This is a genomic window from Paraburkholderia sp. RL18-085-BIA-A, from assembly GCF_046027075.1.
In the GTDB taxonomy this organism is placed as follows: Bacteria; Pseudomonadota; Gammaproteobacteria; order Burkholderiales; family Burkholderiaceae; genus Paraburkholderia.
Genome location: NZ_JARESU010000035.1, coordinates 51228 through 68703 on the forward strand (window position 1 = coordinate 51228; position 17476 = coordinate 68703).

Annotated in this window: 12 protein-coding genes and 1 pseudogene; 4 read left to right on the top strand and 9 right to left on the bottom strand. The window is 60.0% G+C overall.

The annotated features are described in order from the left end of the window. Window positions 1-290: 290 nt before the first annotated feature. The 7 genes from P0D89_RS23460 to P0D89_RS23490 form a co-directional block, all read right to left on the bottom strand. Entirely contained in the window at window positions 291-1130 is an 840-nt protein-coding gene (locus P0D89_RS23460) for a hypothetical protein (RefSeq protein ID WP_408377300.1), read from the bottom strand. A gap of 87 nt (window positions 1131-1217) precedes the next feature. After that, on the bottom strand, window positions 1218-2024 hold the full coding sequence (locus P0D89_RS23465; RefSeq protein ID WP_408377302.1) for an SDR family NAD(P)-dependent oxidoreductase: 807 nt from the start codon (window positions 2022-2024) through the stop codon (window positions 1218-1220). Further along, window positions 2021-3088, bottom strand: a complete 1068-nt coding sequence (locus tag P0D89_RS23470; protein WP_408377304.1) for a glycosyltransferase — start codon at window positions 3086-3088, stop codon at window positions 2021-2023. Before P0D89_RS23470 ends, P0D89_RS23465 begins: the two co-directional genes overlap by 4 nt. Beyond that, the gene (locus P0D89_RS23475) at window positions 3085-5415 is read right to left on the bottom strand and encodes a glycosyltransferase (protein ID WP_408377306.1); all 2331 of its coding nucleotides are present in this window, start codon (window positions 5413-5415) and stop codon (window positions 3085-3087) included. The genes P0D89_RS23470 and P0D89_RS23475 overlap by 4 nt, the downstream gene beginning before the upstream one ends. Before the next feature lie 58 nt (window positions 5416-5473). Further along, on the bottom strand, window positions 5474-6406 hold the full coding sequence (locus P0D89_RS23480) for a phytanoyl-CoA dioxygenase family protein (RefSeq protein ID WP_408377308.1): 933 nt from the start codon (window positions 6404-6406) through the stop codon (window positions 5474-5476). A gap of 24 nt (window positions 6407-6430) precedes the next feature. Further along, entirely contained in the window at window positions 6431-8380 is a 1950-nt protein-coding gene (locus P0D89_RS23485) for a glycoside hydrolase family 99-like domain-containing protein (RefSeq protein WP_408377310.1), read from the bottom strand. A gap of 14 nt (window positions 8381-8394) precedes the next feature. Further along, window positions 8395-9387, bottom strand: a complete 993-nt coding sequence (locus P0D89_RS23490) for a glycosyltransferase (RefSeq protein ID WP_408377312.1) — start codon at window positions 9385-9387, stop codon at window positions 8395-8397. A gap of 845 nt (window positions 9388-10232) precedes the next feature. Between P0D89_RS23490 and P0D89_RS23495 the strand changes: the two genes are divergently transcribed. The 3 genes from P0D89_RS23495 (at window position 10233) to P0D89_RS23505 (ending at window position 14220) form a co-directional block, all read left to right on the top strand. Beyond that, window positions 10233-11192 (top strand): UDP-glucose 4-epimerase family protein, encoded by a 960-nt coding sequence (locus tag P0D89_RS23495; protein ID WP_408377313.1) that lies wholly within the window; start codon window positions 10233-10235, stop codon window positions 11190-11192. Between the two features lie 101 nt (window positions 11193-11293). Continuing rightward, window positions 11294-12328 (top strand): MraY family glycosyltransferase, encoded by a 1035-nt coding sequence (locus P0D89_RS23500; protein ID WP_408377315.1) that lies wholly within the window; start codon window positions 11294-11296, stop codon window positions 12326-12328. An 11-nt stretch (window positions 12329-12339) separates the two neighbouring features. Then, window positions 12340-14220, top strand: a complete 1881-nt coding sequence (locus P0D89_RS23505) for a polysaccharide biosynthesis protein (RefSeq protein WP_408377317.1) — start codon at window positions 12340-12342, stop codon at window positions 14218-14220. 137 nt (window positions 14221-14357) lie between these two features. Here P0D89_RS23505 and P0D89_RS23510 read toward each other — a convergent pair. Then, window positions 14358-14531 (bottom strand): annotated as a pseudogene (locus P0D89_RS23510) (glycosyl transferase); the annotation flags it as partial. Between the two features lie 1555 nt (window positions 14532-16086). Between P0D89_RS23510 and P0D89_RS23515 the strand changes: the two are divergent. Continuing rightward, on the top strand, window positions 16087-17061 hold the full coding sequence (locus tag P0D89_RS23515) for a hypothetical protein (protein WP_408377319.1): 975 nt from the start codon (window positions 16087-16089) through the stop codon (window positions 17059-17061). Window positions 17062-17219: 158 nt separating this feature from the next. Here the strand turns inward: P0D89_RS23515 and P0D89_RS23520 are convergent, their stop codons facing one another. Continuing rightward, window positions 17220-17468, bottom strand: a complete 249-nt coding sequence (locus P0D89_RS23520; RefSeq protein ID WP_408377321.1) for a hypothetical protein — start codon at window positions 17466-17468, stop codon at window positions 17220-17222. Window positions 17469-17476: the final 8 nt, after the last annotated feature.

Genomic DNA, 17476 nt, shown 5'->3' on the forward strand with positions numbered 1-17476 from the left:
AACCTTCGATCAAGGTCAGCAGTTCAGTTTCTCCGCCACCAGGATTGAGAAAGGCGCTGTAATACGTAGTGATCAGAAGTCTTGGATTATCCATGCTTATTCACGTGCTTGTGTTCCGCGGGCCGAGCACTGCTCTACTGCGCAAATGACGAACAGACGACGGTGCCGTCATGCTCCGGCGTTGGAGAGCACTATACAGTATCGGGCGCGCACGGCGCCCGGGCGAGGCTTGCGGGCGTTTGCAAGCGAATCGTCGTGCCTCTTTGGCCGGCCCATCCGATTGCGCGAGTTCAGGAATAGTAGGGCGCAGTATGCCGATCCGGCAGACGCGGGAACAGATTGGTGTCGATGATCGGGCAGTTCATCCCGTGCAGGCGAGCCGTAAGATAATGCTCGGAGAGAATCGCGCGGGCCTTTCTTTTGAAGAGCGCGAAGTTCTCCTCATTAGGCGCGCGCGCGCTATGCCAATGAAGCTGATATTCCGGAAATTTTGGGTCTGAATATCCAAAAAGCCAACTGCTGATATAAGCCTTCCAGTTATCGGATATTTTATTCGTCTTTCCCCAGAATGCCTTGTAGCTGGGCGCGAATATTTCCTCTTCCGGCAACGGGAAAGTAAATTTACCAAGCTTCTCGCACACATTGAACGGAATAAAGAAAACGTTGCTTCTGATCCAGCTGGTATATCGAATGCCCATCAATTCGACTTCGCGCGGAAAATCGTCGAGATAACCGATGCACTCCTTCGTCAGGTCATGGCCGTCGAGCAACGGGTGGTCGAAAAAGTCCATATAGCCAACGCCGCCGGCACGATAATTCCGGCGGAAGAACGTGTCGTTTGCGAACAGGATCAGATCGTTCTCGTTGAGATTCAGCTTGCGGCGGGCGAACTCGTAACCGTGGTCCCAGCCGGTGAATTCGCCGAGCGCGTTGTCGCCAGAAATTTCCCACACAGGCTTGCCCGTATTTTCATACGGTTGATCAAGCTTATTGTCGATGATGATTATCTGCAATTCGCTGTCGGGCAGCATTCTGCCGAAGATCTTGCGAATGTGCGAGATCCCCTCGTCAGTAAAGGTGCGTCCATAGACGAGAAACAATGCAATGACACGTCTTGCGCCAACTATCATACTAATTCTCAATCCTGAAAGAGCGAATTTGCTGCGCTTGCGTCAATGGCAGACGCGGGCAAATTTTTCGTCCATTACGATGCGTTATTAAGCCGGCGTGACGGACAGATAACCGCCGTCCACAACCAGATCCTGTGCAGTTATTACGGCGCCGCGATCTGAGGCAAGCAGCGATACGATTTCACCAATATCTTCCGGCCGAGCAAGCTGTCCGATCAGATTTGGAAAGACATTGCGCGACGCAAACTCGTCGAGGCTATTTTCCGACCGCGATGACGCTTCAACAAGCGGTTCGAGAAAGCCTTTCACTTTCTCGGTCATGCACAGACCAGGCGACACGGAGTTCACGGTCACGCCTGAGTTCGCGCATTCGAGCGCGAGGCTGACCGTCAGACTTCGAACCGCTGCCTTAGCTGACGCATATTCTGGGCCCACTGCGAGAGGCTTCGATGCGGCGACGCTCGCGATATTGATGACGCGGCCCCAGCCGCGCTGCTTCATCCCCGGGACAAACGCTTTACAAAGTCCCACCGTGCCCATCACGTTCAGGCGGAAGCACGCCTCCCATTTCTCGTCGCCGGTGTCCCACCACGATTCGTGAGCGCCGCCGCCGCCCGCACAGTTCACCAGCACGTCGATATGAATTCTGGCTTTGGCAAGCTCGGCTACGAGTTCGGCGCGACCGGCCGCCGTGTCGATATCGGCCACGAGCGTCACGATCTCGCCACCGCTTACCTGCGCTTTCAGTTCTGCCGCTCTGTGTCGCGCCTTGTCGGCGTCTCGGGCATGCAGGACCATCCGATGTCCGTCTTTCAGCAGACGTTGGGCGATTGCGAAGCCAAGGTCGCCGGTCGCGCCGGTAACGAGGGCAGTGCGCAGTGAAGGACTCGTCATACGCGGCTCGACATCTTCGTCGCCTCAGTGAAAAGGTTGGACCAGACGCTATCATTGGCTTGTTCCAGCAGATTGAGCGCTCGAGCTTTGCCGGCCGCTTCCTGGCGACGTCGCCAGGTGTCGTCGAAGAGCACTTCCAACACGCTGTGCGCAAACGCGGCAAGTGGCTTGTTGTCGTGGAATACGCCGACGCCCGCCGTGATTTCGTCGATGGCCGTTCCGCTGCGGGCGAGTACCGGCAAGCCGAAATACATGGCTTCGAGCGCTGGAACGCCGAATCCTTCGTGAAGACTCATTGACAGGAGCGCATCGGCCTTGTCGAAACAGAAGAACAGATCGCCGTCGTCCAGCATGCCGGTAAAGTTGACGTGTTCGAGCACGCCAAGCTCGCGCCCGAAGTTGAGCAGATACTTCGAATACTCATAGTTCGGCATCGTCCCGACCACGGTCAACGTAACGTCGGCGCCTAGCGCTCTCGTTTCCGCGAGGACCGACAGCACGTCCTCCAGCCTTTTGTGCGGCACGACACGGCCAACGACCAGCAGATTGCGGGAACGGCGGGCGAAGTCGCGCGGCGCTGGTTCGTACTGGAAGGCCGGCATGTCGGGCAGGACCGGCGGCACTACGGCCACGCTGGTCGCGCCCGTACGTTCTTTCAATTCCTTCGCCGTGCGAGTCGAATTGGCGATCAGAACGTCGAACGCCTTCAGCTTCGGCAACTGCGCGATACCGGCACTGCATAGCTCGGCGGTACGCGGCTCAAACTCGCGCAGCAACTCCGGGTCGGTCATGCCGTGGAAATAGCACAGCTTGCGGCACGGCAGGGCGAGTAATGCGTCGAGATACTCGTCGTAAATCGAGTAGCTGACGAACAGCAGATCGTCGGCCGTAATGCTCGCAAGTAATTGGTCGACGTGACTGATCGTGCGCGCCGACGTGTCGAAGTTCTGGCCGAACAGTTCGACCGGGAGGCCGCTACGCGCCGCCGAACGGCCAACGCCGAAACAGTGGTTGCCTACGGCGTCGCCGCTGAAAATATCCTGCGCGTAAATGAATAGCTTCATCGGTTTTGTATTCCCGCTTCGATTTCCGCCATGCGCGCGGCGTAGCGACGCGACACGGCGTCGATCGAATAATCCTGACACAGACGCTGCCGCCCACTTGCGGCGACGCGCGTGCGCGCATCGACATCTTCAAATGCGCGACGAATCTGCTGCGCGGCCTGATCGACATCCGGATCGCACCAGTATTGGCCTTCGTGGAACAGGTAGTCGCCGGGGCGCAGCGGCACGAGCTCGCCGTCCACGAGGAAGGCGGTGTTGGTGTCGCAGTAGTCGACGTTGCCCGAAAAGTTCGTGACGATCACCGGCTGCCCGAGCAACATGGCTTCCGCGATAACACGCCCAAAACCTTCGCTCCGATGCAGCGAAATGTACGAATCGAGCGACGCCATGAAGTTGATCGAGTCCTGCCGCGACAGCCTTTCCGAAACGATGCGAATGCGCGGGTCGCGCGAGGCGATGTCGCGGATGCGCTTCCAGATCGGGTCGGACTCGCGGATATTCATGCCCTTGATGACGAGCCCGACGCCGCCTATCGACGTATCAAAAGCTTGCTGGAACGCCTGCACGCCCGCGAGCGGGTTTTTGCGCGTGAGCCACGAATTGCCATCGAACATCAGATAGAACAGGAAATCGTTTTCCGGCAAACCGAAACGTCCGCGCACGCGCTGCGTGGGCGCGGGGATGTCGACGGCCATTGGCATGTGATACACGGGCGTGTCCCCCAGCTTGCGGAAGGCCGTCTGGACGAAACGGCTTTGCGCCCAGATTTCGTCCACGAACTGATGCACGCGGCCGAACGCGGTCGGCCACTGGGGCAGTTCCCACGGCCACGCACCGACCTTGTAGGTGGCGCTGTCGATCAGCTTGCGTCCGCCCTCTAACGCGAGACGCATCATCTCCGGCGGCGGCAGGCAAAACACGCTGACCCGGTACTTCGGATCGAGCGTCAGCAGGCGCGTAACGGAGTTATCAACCTTGGCGGGCCCGGCGATCGGCGCATTGATGAACGCGCGCGGGACGGCGGCGAGTTCGAGCGCGTGGCCCATCATGCGCGCATCTTCGGCGAGCCCCAGAATCCCCTGAGGAAATCCGATGATATTCACACCGAACGGAAAGGTGCGATCCACCACGTTCGACTGGACGACGAAGCGCGCGGCCTTCCCATCCGGACCGGCTTCCGGCTCGACTATCGCGTTGCGCAACAGCGAATATTCGTGACGGCCGGCCTGATTCCACCAATGCACCATGCCGCGAACCCCTTCGTATTCGCTGCGGTCGAACGACTGGACCAGATCGTCGCGCTCGTTCCACACGAGCTGCACGAAATACGGCAGCTTGATGCCTTCGATGTAACTGGTCGCCTTGGGCGTGATGAGTTCGTCGTAGAGCGCGTCGGTGGACCACTGGATTTCAGGGTAGTTCGCCTGACCTTCTTCCTGCCACCAGTGAACGAAGGCGAACTGGCCTTTGAACGCGCGGCGGTCCAGATGCGCGTGCAGATCCTGACGCTCCTGCCACACGAGATTCAAGAGATGCGGCAGCGCCAGCGGCGCGGCGCCTTCCACCGTTTCGAGCTTCAGCAGATCGTCGAAGACTTCCCGCGGCGACCAGTCGAGCGTGGGGTATTCCGTCGCGTGTTCCTGCCACCAGCCCAGATAGGCCAATTGACCGCCGAGCGTATGAATTGCGTAGTTTTGCCGCAAGCCTTTACGATGTCGCCAGATCACGCTGAGCATGCGCGGTTGCTCCAGCGTCGCGCCGTCGCTCACTTCCAGCGCCGACAACTCCGCGACGATATTTGTCGCCGACCAGGGCATGCGCGCGTATTCGATTGCGCCATGCGTTTCCCACCAGCGCAAATAGGCGAGGCGGCTGCTCGGCGCGGCGAGATCGAAATCACGCTGCAAGTCGTCGCGGTCCTCGCGAAGCACGTGCAGGAAGTACGGCAGCTCGATCTGCTCGTCCTTGTCCTGCGCGGGCGGGCTTAGCAGCAATTGCATCAGACTCGGACGTTCGAGGCTGCTCGGATTGGTGTGACGAAGCCAGAAGCCGATCGCCTTCGTGAAGCAACTGCACAAGGTTTTGTCGTCGATCGCGGCAAGGGCGGCGTGGTCCTGCTCGCGTAGAACCCACTTGAAATCCGGATAGCAGCGCGCGCCGATAGCTTCCCACCAGAAATAAAGCGCGAGTCGGTCCTGCAACGACCGGTCACCGTATTGTTGCAGTTCAGGCAGAAACTCCAGCAGGAAATAGACGCCGTTGGGGAGCGAAAAATCAACGCTTGCGGACGGGTGTCCAAAACCTTCAAGCCAGTCGGTTCGATGCATCGGATGTTTATCTCTTTATAGGAACGAGTGGCGCCGCAGCGCCAATCGCTCTGCCTGTTTAAAACGAAAGATCAGAGATCAGGTATATCGCCTGTTGCCCGAACCCTACCGCGTGATGATCGACGTAGCGCCGCGCGCCGGCCGTCTTGTAGCGCCACGAGGCGGGCTCTGCGGGCAGCTTGCGAGCGCCGTAGAAAACGTCCTGGCTCCCGATTTGCATATCAGGTGGCGTAACGCGCATCACGAGCGCGTGGCGCGTGCGCTGTGGATCGGACGCGCGCGCTTCGCCGTGCGGCATGTCCGGGTGCCGGATAACGACGTCGCCTTTTCTGACCAGAATGTTTTCTTCGGCAAGTCCTGCCTGTTCGTATTGCTTGCGAAGTTCGGCCTGGTACGCGTTCCAGAGTTCCGGCGATTCCGGATCGATATCGCCACCACCGTGATAAACGGAGCGCAGAATTGCCGCGCGATCGAGTTCCGGTAGCGCGTGCGCCTTTGGGACCAGCGTCAACGGACCATTCTGCCCGTCCATGTCTTCGAGAGCGAACCACACATCCATGTGCAGATGCTCGGGTTCGGTACAGAACTTCGGCGCGTCGCGCTCGGCCGTGCGTGTCGAGCCTTGTTCCGTGTACGAGGACGACACCACCACTGCTTCGCCGAGGAAGTGGTCGGCGATTTCCGCGACGAGCGTGTGTGTCGAAAACAGATTGAACAACTCAGGCAGGCCGCAGTGCAGGTTCGAGAGCGGCGGCAGATAGCCGTGCGGGTTCACATGCCGCGCGCATGCCTCGGCATTCGCTTCCTTGAAGCGAGCGACCGCCGCGCGCGCGGCGTCGCACCTGGCGGGCACGGCGCTAGTGCCGCGCACGACCGTGTAACCCTGATTGACGATGTCGAGGACGTGCAGAAGGGACGGGGAAAATGCCTTTTCGCGGACACCATTATCCCGACCGAATTCCAAGTCGATAAAATTTCTATTGGAAATCACGTTTGCCTCCACGGTCCGCTCGCATCAAAGGCTGGCAACGTCGATCTGTTGAATCTGATAGCCCCTTTTGCTCGCGAATACGCCGAACAGACGTTCGATCGTGTGAGCCAGCGTGCCGTCGAGTTGGCCGGTTTCCAGTTCGAAGCTCTCGCGCTCCAGCTTGAGGTCAAGCAGATCCTGTAACGCATCGGCTCTGAACCAGAACATCGAGCCGGACGGGAAATGGATATTGTAGTTGCCGATCAGCGAGTCTTCGCCGATCTTACCGAGAATCGCGTCGAGCCAACTGATGTTGCCGGCGTGAATTTCAGGCACGGACAGATCGGTGATCGAGCCTTTCGGCGCCAGCAAGCCGACTTCCTTGTTCTGACGGAAATAGTCGATGATTTTTTCGCCGCACTGCTGCGAGCCGGCGAGGCAACCGAGCAGCGACGAGCGCCACGTATCGCCATCGATGCGATGCAGCGAGCGTTTCGTATGCAGCTTGCAGCAATAGTCGTAACCGCGGCTGACCACTTCGCCATAGGCGACCAGGAACGGCCGAATATCGCGGCCAATGTTCTCGACCGGGAGCAGATACGTGTTGAGGCCGCTGTCGATGAATTTTTGCAGATACGCCTGGTCGACACCCTGCTTGAACGTCACGAAGAGATCGGGTTGCCCGATGTTCTTGATGTACGCAATCATGTCGTCGGCGAGGTCTTCGTAGTACAGATGCAGCACGACGGCCGTATTGCTCTTCTTGACGAACTTCGCGTTGTGTTCGTTGTAGAAGTTATCGGCGGCGGTGGGTTTGCGGTAGCCGCGCAGCACGTTTGCGGTTGCGTGCAGGAACGCATAGCCGTGGTAACGGTCCGGTTCCAGATGCGCGCCTTCTGCCCATTCGTTCCACGCGTTGATGAACACGAGGCGCTTGCCTTCTTCGTGCTGCATGGTGGTCTGGCAGGCATCGTTGAGCCACTTCGCGTAGTTTTGCGGTGTGGACTTGACGAACGAGAAGCCCGCGCCCGGCTTGCGCGCTTCGTTGTCCCACGAGGGCATCACGGTCTTGAACGTGAGGTGATCTTCGGACGTGACTTTGCCGAGGCGATTTGCCACTTCCTCGTAGTCGTAGATCTTGCCCTTGTACGTCTTATTCATGATCACGTGCTGTTCGGTGATTTCCTTTGCATGCGACTGATGCGGCGGGAATTCAACAGCGGCGTCGAAACCGAACACGGTCGGGTCGGTGATGTTGAACGACTTGGCTGCGACCAGATAGACGCCGGGCAAGCCCACTTCGAGCGCCCGTGCTCGCCAGCGTTCGGCGGTGGCGCACGCATCGGGCAGCAGCGTGACGCGGTAGACGATCAGCACCGGCTTGCCGTCGACCGTGATATAGCGGTCGTCGCGGAAGGCTTCCACAAGCGAGTCGAAGAAGTTGATGTCGTCTTCGGGGCTGTGGTTCTGCGAGATCAGGAGGTCATCTTCGAGTCCGTCCCAGCGACGTGACCAGTTTTCGTTGGCCCACGACACGCAGAATTTGATGTCGATTTCCTTGTGTTCGAGCAAGTTCTGAAGCGGCTTTTCCAGCAGGCGCTTGCCGCCGAACCAGTAATGATGGAAGCAGAAGCCGGTGATGCCGTAATGCTTGGCCAACTCGGCCTGCTGCTGCATCACTTCGGGAATGCGCAGATCGTAGAAGCCGAGTTCGCCCGGCAGATGCGGCTGGTGATGGCCGACGAACTGCGGCACCGCTTTCGTGACGTTGGTCCACTCGGTGAAGCCCTTGCCCCACCAGAGATCGTTTTCGTGAATCGGATGGAACTGCGGAAGATAAAAGGCGATCGCCTTGATGTTCAACGCGTCTGCGTCGACGAAATCAAGCGCCTTGGGGACGTACCTGACGTTCCATCCCTTAACGCCCTGCGCCTGATCGAACCGATCCTGCATGTATTGATCCACCAGATCAGTTTTGTCTTCGTAAAAGTTCATTCCGTTTCCCTTCGTCACTTCACTAACGTATTGTAGATTTGAGCGAGGCGTGCAGTCGCGTTGGACCACGAATACTCCTTACCCAGGACACTCGCGGCACGCTGGCTTGCATGGTCGTGGCCAGCGCCAGTTTTCTGCAGCGCTTGCGCGATGTGTTGCGCGATGTCGTCGCTGTCGTTCGGGTTCACGTAAGTCGCGTAGTCGCCGAAATACTCGCGGGTCGAGCCTTCGGATGTGACCAGCAGAGGCGTACCCTGCGCGACTGCTTCGAGCGCTGCAAGGCCGGGTGTTTCGAGTGTGCTCGGCAGACAGAAGAGCGAGCAGGCCTGGTAGGCTGAGCGCAGCAACTCGGAATCATGCGGCAGCGGGCCAATATAAGTAGCCTGCGAGCCGGCTTCCTGCATCACGTCGTTAAAATAGGCTTCATCGCGGACGTGCCCTATCAGTAGCAATTTCTGATCCGGATGGGCCTTCATTGCCTGGGCGAGGCGCAACTGATTCTTGCGCGGTTCGATATTGCCGACGTTCAGCACGAACGGCGCGTCGGTGCCAATGTGTTGCCGAAAAAGTTCGGCTTGCGGCCGCTCGAAGAACACGTCATCTACACCGTTGTATACGGTGACGAATTTTTCGCGCGGCAGGTTCAGTACGTGGGCGAGCGAGTCGCACTCGATCTCCGAATTGGCGACTACGCGATCGGCAAGGCCGAGTTGCGCGCGAATCTCGTCGACCGGATAGAGATGCCGGGTTTCTTCCGTGATCCATAAGCTCGACGAAACGACGAGCGGCAAGCCGAGCCGCTTGATGAACGCGCAGAAGTGCGACGACCCGCCGACGCACGAGAAGAAGTGGACGACATCGTGTTCCAGGAACTGCGGCTTCCAGGGGTCGAACAGCTTCACCTCCACGCCATGCTGCGGGAGATGCTTCTCGTAGGCGAGCAATTGAATCTCGCCACCGCCTGGAGTGTGAAAAGCCATCGGATAGGTGGCGAACAACACTTTCATATCAAATGTTCTGACTGTGACCTAGGGTTCAGGATGCCGGCGCTTTGCCGATATCCCCGACGGTGCCGCTGCTCGAGGCGGTCGGGCAAAAATGCTTCTGCGATGCGTTCAACGGCCGGCAGGCGGCAGCGTTTGGATGCTCGAAGAAAAGCTTTCGGCGCCTGGGACGTGTTCTCGTGTTTCTGGCGCGGCCCGTGGCAACGGCTCTGCAAACTTCCGCTGGACAATGCGATAGAGCAGGCCACGGAAAAGCTTCTTGCAGTGCTCGGCGATCGGACAACCCGGAACGATACAGCGGAAATCCGCCGATTTCGGAGTTGGCGTTCGAACGGCCTTACAGCGGCGCACCTGACCCGAACCCGAACCCGATGGTCGAATTTTACCGTATCTCACGATCTGCCCATCTCGTCGTCATGCCCAACAGCCCTTGTCGAACACCGGGAGCGCATCCACGCCGGTCACCCGCACGGCCAAGGGTGACCCGGACGCAGTTGGTGCCAGCTAGTTCTGATGGCGATTTGGGATTCTCGCCCCAACCACGACGATCGCCGCACATTCATAAAATACGGAACACCCGGTAAAGTCATGGTAGCGCCTTACCATCGGGACGAGCGGGCCGCGGCGGAAGTCTCCCGCATACAATATGTTCCCAGTCGGACTTCCGGAAAAGCATCGTCGATGTCAGATTGTATCAAGTCTCATAGGCCTTTCCTGTGCGCTGCAGGCAGGGCAAGCCCAAGTGCCGCGCGCTCCCAGGTCCGAGTGGGGCCGCCCGACGCGCCGGTAAGCCGCACGTGCCGTATCAGCCACATCAACCGCATGAGCCGGCTGGCCGGAGCACGCCGATGACACATAGTGTCTTGATCACAGGCGCCAACGGCTTCGTCGGCAGGGCGCTCTCGCGAGCGCTGCTGCAGCGCGGAGACCGCGTGACCGGCGCGGTGCGCCGCGCGCAAACGGCCGCCGAAGGTGTGCGCGAATGGTTGCTCGACGCGGACGACTTTCAGGGCATCGAACCACGCTGGCCCGTGGGGCTGCACTGCGACGCGGTGATTCATCTGGCGTCCCGTGTGCACGTGATGCATGAGATGATCGCCGACCCGCTGGCCGCTTATCGGGCGACGAATGTCGAAGGCACGCTGCGCGTCGCCGCGGCGGCGCATCGCGCGGGCGCGCGGCGCTTCGTGTTCGTCAGCAGCATCAAGGCGGTTGCGGAAAGCAGCGTCGGCGAGCCGCTGACGGAAACGGACGAGCCCGCGCCGTCCGATCCATATGGCATCTCGAAGCTCGAAGCCGAGCGCGCGTTGCTCGACTACGGCCGCAGGTCGGACCTGGAGATCGTGATCGTGCGGCCGCCGCTGGTCTACGGTCCCGGCGTGCGCGCAAACTTCCTGCAACTGATGAGCGCGCTCGCTAAAGGCGTACCGCTGCCGCTCGGCGCGATTGCCGCGCGCCGCAGTCTGGTGTTCGTCGACAACCTGGCCGACGCGCTCGTGCATTGCGCGACCGATCCGCGCGCGGCGGGCCACACGTTTCACGTCACCGACGGCCGTGATCTGAGCGTGTCCGAGCTGGCGCGCGCGCTGGCGACCCAACTGCACGCGCCGCAGCGTCTCGTGCCGGTGCCGGTCGGCGTGCTGCGCGTCGCTGGACGCTTGACCGGCCGCACGGCGCAGATCGACCGGTTGATCGGCGAGTTGCGGCTCGACAGTTCGCACATCCGCGAACGTCTGGGCTGGTATCCGCCGCACACGGTCGAGCATGGCTTGCTGGAGACCGCCGTTTGGTATCGTGCTACGCACTGAATGCCGCTTGCGCCGCGCATCGAGAAGGGCCTGCGCGCCGGAACCCGGGAATCAACAATCCGCGTATCAAGAATTGCACACAAGAACTGAACTTGCCGCCGATGTCGATCGCTTCACTATCCGCGAATCCGCTTCTCCATCTGCTCCTGTGGGGCGCCGCTGCGTTGGGCGCGTGCGCGGCGATTCTGTGGGCGCTGCTCAGAAGCGGCCTCGCATGGCGTCTTGCCACTGATATCCCCAACGACCGCTCATTGCACACTCGGCCGACACCGCGCGTCGGCGGCTGGGGCATCATGCCGGTGGTCGTCGTGCTGATCTGGCTGCTCGCGCCGTCGCTCTGGCTGCCCGCGCTCGCGGCGGCGCTGCTCGCCGCGCTCTCGCAAATCGACGACCGCCGCGGCCTGCCGGCGCGCGTGCGCTTCGGCGGCCACGCGGCGGCGGTGGCGGCGCTGGTCGCCGTGTATCCGGCCGGGGTGCCCTGGTGGGCGCTGGCGGCGATGGCGGTTCTGCTCGTCTGGCTGGTCAATCTGTACAACTTCATGGACGGCTCGGACGGCCTCGCCGGCGGCATGGCGGTGTTCGGCTTCGGTGGCTATGCGATCGCCGCGTGGCTGCCGGTGGGCGATTCGGCCTACGCGGACCCCGCGCTCGCGCTGGCCGCCGCCGTCGTGGCGGGGGCGGCGGCGGGCTTTCTGCTGTTCAACTTCCACCCTGCGCGGATTTTTCTCGGCGACGCCGGTTCGATCCCGCTCGGCTTCCTTGCCGGCGCGCTCGGGTACTGGGGCTGGCGCGAAGGCGTGTGGCCGGTGTGGTTTCCGGCGCTGTGCTTCGCGCCGTTCATCGGCGACGCCTCGGTGACGTTGCTCAAACGCCTGCTGCGCGGCGAAAAATTTTGGCAAGCGCACCGCGAACACTACTATCAGAGAATGGTGCAGTCGGGCGTGGGACACGCATCGACGGCATGGGTTTGGTATTTGTTCATGGCGGCAGGCATAATGCTTGCTATATGGACACTACAGTTCGCCGTCCTGATTCAATGGCTGGTTGTCGTCGTTTGGGCTGCCGTGCTGGTGGTCGCCGGGCTGTGCATTGATCGCCGCTGGCGGCGCCATGCGTCCCGTTCCGGGCAATCCTGAGGTTCTGCGCAATGAAAAGATTTAAAGCCCGATGGCTTTCGTTCAGTGCGTTTGCGTTCGATTTGTGCGCGGTGGCTCTGGCCTGGTTGCTGGCATACGTGATCCGTTTCAACGGTCCGGTGCCTGCTGACTTCTGGGCGAGCGGCCTGCATGCGCTCGTGTGGGTGCTGCTGATCTACGCCGTGATGTTTCGCAGCTACGGGCTCTATCGCGGCATGTGGGTGTTCGCGAGCTTGCCCGACCTGGTGCGCATCGCGAAGGCGATCGGCGTGGGCGCGCTGGTCGTCGTGATCGGCTCAGCGCTGTTGCAGCCGGCGCCGGTGGTGCCGCGCTCCGTGCTGATCGTTTCGCCGATGCTGCTGTTCCTCGCGATGGGCGGCTCGCGCGCGCTCTATCGCGCGGCCAAGGAGTTCTATCGCTACGGCGGTCTGGTCGGGCAGGGCAAGCCGGTGCTGGTGCTCGGCGCGGGCAATGCCGGCGCGAACCTCGTGCGCGAGCTGAAGCGCTCGGGTGAATGGCGCCTCGCTGGCCTGCTCGACGACGATCAGGTCAAGCAGGGCCGTGAAATCTATGGCTACCGCGTGCTCGGCGCGATCAGCGATCTGCAGAAAATCTCCGCCGAACTGAAAGTCGAGCACGTGATCATCGCCGTGCCGTCGGCGTCGGTGGAAGCGCACCGGCGCATCGCCACGCTGTGCGTGCGGGCGGGCGTGCGGGCCATGACGCTGCCGGCGCTCACGCCGCTGACCGAGGGCCAGGCGTTCCTGTCGCGAGTGCGTCAGATCGATCTCGAAGATCTGCTGGGCCGCGACCCGGTGACGATCGACACGGATCACGTCGAGGCGCTGCTGAAGAACCGCGTCGTGATGGTGACGGGTGCGGGCGGCTCGATCGGTTCCGAGCTGTGCCGGCAGATCCTGCGCTTCGGCCCGGTGCAACTGGTCGCCTTCGACATCTCCGAGTTTTCCATCTATCGGCTGAACGAAGAGTTGCGCGACAAGTATCCGGAAGTGTCGGTGGTGCCGATCATCGGCGACGTGAAAGATTCGCTGCTGCTCGACCAGATGATGGCGCGCTACTGTCCGCACATCGTGTTCCATGCGGCCGCCTACAAGCACGTGCCGCTGATGGAAGAAATCAACACCTGGCAGGCCGTGCGCAACAACGTGCTCGGCACGTATCGCGTGGGGCGCGCGGCGATCCGCCACGACGTCTCTCATTTCGTGCTGATCTCCACCGACAAGGCCGTCAACCCCACCAACGTGATGGGCGCGAGCAAGCGTCTCGCGGAGATGGCCTGCTCGGCGTTGCAGGCGCAGGGCGCGCGGCGCACGCAGTTCGAAACGGTGCGCTTCGGCAATGTGCTGGGCAGCGCCGGCAGCGTGATTCCGAAGTTCCAGGAGCAGATTGCGCGCGGCGGCCCGGTCACGGTCACGCACCCGGAGATCACGCGTTTCTTCATGACGATTCCGGAAGCGTCGCAGCTAGTGTTGCAGGCGTCGAGCATGGGGCGTGGCGGCGAGATCTTCATTCTCGACATGGGCAAGCCGGTGCGCATCGCCGATCTCGCGCACGATCTGATCCGGCTGTACGGCTTCACGGAGGAACAGATTCGCGTGGTGTTCACCGGTCTGCGTCCGGGCGAGAAGCTTTACGAAGAATTGCTGGCGGACGATGAAACGACGACCCGCACGCCGCATCCGAAGTTGCGCATCGCGCGTGCACGCGAAGTGCCGGACAGCCTGATCGACAATCTGCTGCCGTGGCTGATGCAGCATCGCGTGCCGTCCGACGACGAAGTGCGCCGCGACCTGCGCCGCTGGGTGCCTGAATATCAGCCGGCCACCGCCGCCGCACTGCGCAGCGTGACGCCGGCGACGCGGGCGTCCTGAGTCTGCCGGGGGCATGCCCCTCTCGCACCCGGTCCGCAAAAAGGCGCCTGAGGCGCCTTTCTTCATCAGATTAGCTTCGCGAAACCCCGTCCTTTAGGGAGGGGAGCAGTCAAGCCGACAAAGCGCCGTCTCGATGCTTACCGCTTCCCCTTCCTCACCACCATCCACCTCGGCGACTTGAAGCGCACGATGCTCACGTACAGCCACACATAAGTCGCCGCGAACACCACCACGAAGCAGAACAGGTGCAGCGTATGCCGCCAGAACAGTGTCGCCGGCACGACTGCGATCAGGCACAGCAGCCAGGCATGGGATAATCTCGCGCATTGATCCGGTGTACGCGGCTGGGATGGAGCTACCGTTGCCCTGCGACGTGACCTTTCATCGCGACGGCATTATCGATTCGGAAGGGGAATCAGTTGCCACGCCAGATTTTTGCGATGTTCTGGTGCGAGGTTGCACGTCCGCAATCTTGTGACAACGTCGCGTCTGCCTCCCGCGATTTGTCGCCCGTTCAGCATCAATTCCGGAATAGTCTTCTTATCTTGAGGCGGAATTTTCCGTGCTCGTATCCAATCGATACGCTAGGGATCTTGCTGCAGCGAAACATCGCCAGAAGTTTTTTGACTTTTCGCGAAAACTGCACGGCGTACTCGCTCCCCAGCGTGAGGAGCGAGTACGCATCGCATGAGGAGCTGACTGTGTTGGCGTCCAGCAGATTTGCGGGCCCGATGATCAGGGCCGACTGGGTAGTCTTGAGTGACATCGGAGTTTTTGTCATCACACGTCCATTGGTCGCGGGCACGTCTATCGAGGCCTGCATCCGGACAGCCGGACAGCCGGAGCGCCGTGTCGGAGACAGGGAAAGCGGAGACGCGTCCAGGTCCGTTGACAGATGCCGCGCCAGCCGTTCATTTTCCGAGTGCTCTGCTGGCCGAGTTTCGATGTCCAATTGAAGCAGTTGCGATCATCGACGATGAAACGTCCGATTTGACTTCGCAAGTTAAGTGAGCTGCATCATTTCCTTCGTGCCAGGCGCTATGGTGCCCGCGACAAATATCAGCGCTTTGAATCCCGTGCAATGAGTCGGCGTTTACTTGCTGGCTGCCACTGGATACAGGTGCCGGTGCGGCACAATCTAACGAGTGCCGAGCGTTTGAGACAGAAAGATGACGCGGACGGTGTCCAGCTTTTTTATCGACACCCGTTGCCTAGTCGTTCTGTTGGATGTGAAGACTTGTCGCGCCCGATTGCGATGGCGGAAGCGTTGCTTCCGCGAAAGCACGGGCCTCATGGGTAATGCGCGTTCCATAAAAGTAGAGAATGGTTGCAAATGACGGCTGGCCATACGGCGACGGCTCTTACATGTCACGTGCAGTGCGCGAGATGCGAATTTGCGAAATTTGCGCATTTTGGTCAGTCATTCCGATTTTCGCAAATTGGGCCGTTTTGCCAATCAAATCAAGGGGGCGCGGATCTGCGATGGATGGCGCCACATCCTATAACGTGTTAAAAGTTGCGGCAGCTTTTATGGTAAATGTCCAAAGCTTGGAAGCGCTGAGGCCACTTTCTGTCGCCTCGCCAGATGATACAAGTGGGTGAAGTGCTTGACTCTGTCGCTGCTACCAGGCAATGGACGAGTCACGTTGGTCGTGCAAGAGCAACCGGCGGGTGGCCCGTTCACCTGCGTTGTCTCACCCTGCGACGACGTGTGTGCCGGGATCGACTTCGTGACCATACCTCGTTCTCTTCGCTTTTTTTGAAAGACGATGCTTTTCAACCGCCATTCAGTCGCCGCTCGTTCGGGAAGTCGCGTATCGTTGATATCGTGGCTGAGTATCGCGAAAAAGTACCGAGCGTGAAACTATGAACGAACATCGAATTTTCGGACCAAACTTGCAGCGCAGTTGCATCCTTATCGCGGCTTTCTATGAAAGGGGACTCGCTCGGGGCGACTGGACGACACAAGCGGGCGCTGTAGATACACTGGGCGTCAGTCCGGCAGAACTGTCGTTAGCGCTTAAAATGGATGAGCTGCCAGCCACGGTGATCGACTTGTTCAAGGCGCCTGCTGAAATAACACCGTATTCGGTGCGGATTATTCGCGACGTTATTGCACGAGACGGTCTTGAGACAGTGCTTCAGCGAATTGGACAGCATGTTGCCGATGGCAGCAAGCTTTCTATGAGGGCGGTGCTTGCGACTGTAAAAGGACAAGTATCTGCGTCAAAACGCGCGTTGCGCCGGTACCCCAATATTGAAGAAAAAATCCTGAAAGAGACTGAGGATTCGCCGAGAAACATCGCCGATCGGTATCACCTCGGTGTTACCAAAGGACACTGGACCAGTTACAGCGGGTGTGCCCGCGCGCTCAACATTTCTCGAAAGAAGATACGCGATGCCACGCACATCAGCGCGCTTTGGCTCAGCCTGCCAAATCTTTTCCATGAGGCTGAACTGACGTTCGCGGTCGGACGGAAACTTCTTGCGCTTGACAAAGATTGTGCCAGGCAAGTGCTACTGCAGCGCGCAAGGATCATACATTCACGAATGAGGGGCATAGGGGCCACGTCCGAAACTATCCTCCGGGAGTTTAATGGCGAAAACGTCCGCCCATCTGACCTTTCTCGTGTGCGCATCCGGCGGGGAAGGGGAACAAAACGACTCATTATCGAGTGCGACCATGCGGACTTCCTCTTCCAATACCGTCGGGAATTGGAATTCGCAATTCGCAGTGCTCTGAAAAAAATTACTGTTAGCTCCGAGCAGATCGAGTTAAATCGTCTATTGAGCAATCATTCATACTTCAAGACCGCGTTTCCTCGGTTTTCCGTTACCTGACAAGCTGCACGCGGCGCATAGCCTAGGCAGCGGGCATCAGGGCATCCAGCCTTTGAGAGGCCACCGCGCATCAACACCGTCCGGATACTGGGTGACCTCGTCCCGACGGTGCGTCAGCGCTCCCCCGCAATGGAGGATGATCGTCGAGATTTTCTCGCTCAGGCGTTGTATTCGCAGACATGACATCTCCATTGAAGCTCTGCTTCTGAACACTGCTGGTCGCAATCCTCCCGCCGATTCTCCCCAAACCCGCCATCTTCGCGGGCGTCACATTCCTGCCATCCGTTGGACTTCAGTTTGAGTTCCCGCGCGGCACAGCCGTTGCCTTGGTGCCAGGTAACTCGACCAATGGCTACCAGGCTCCAGATCTCCTTTTGTTGCGCCGTTACCTTGACTTCCAACTGCACAAGGCAAG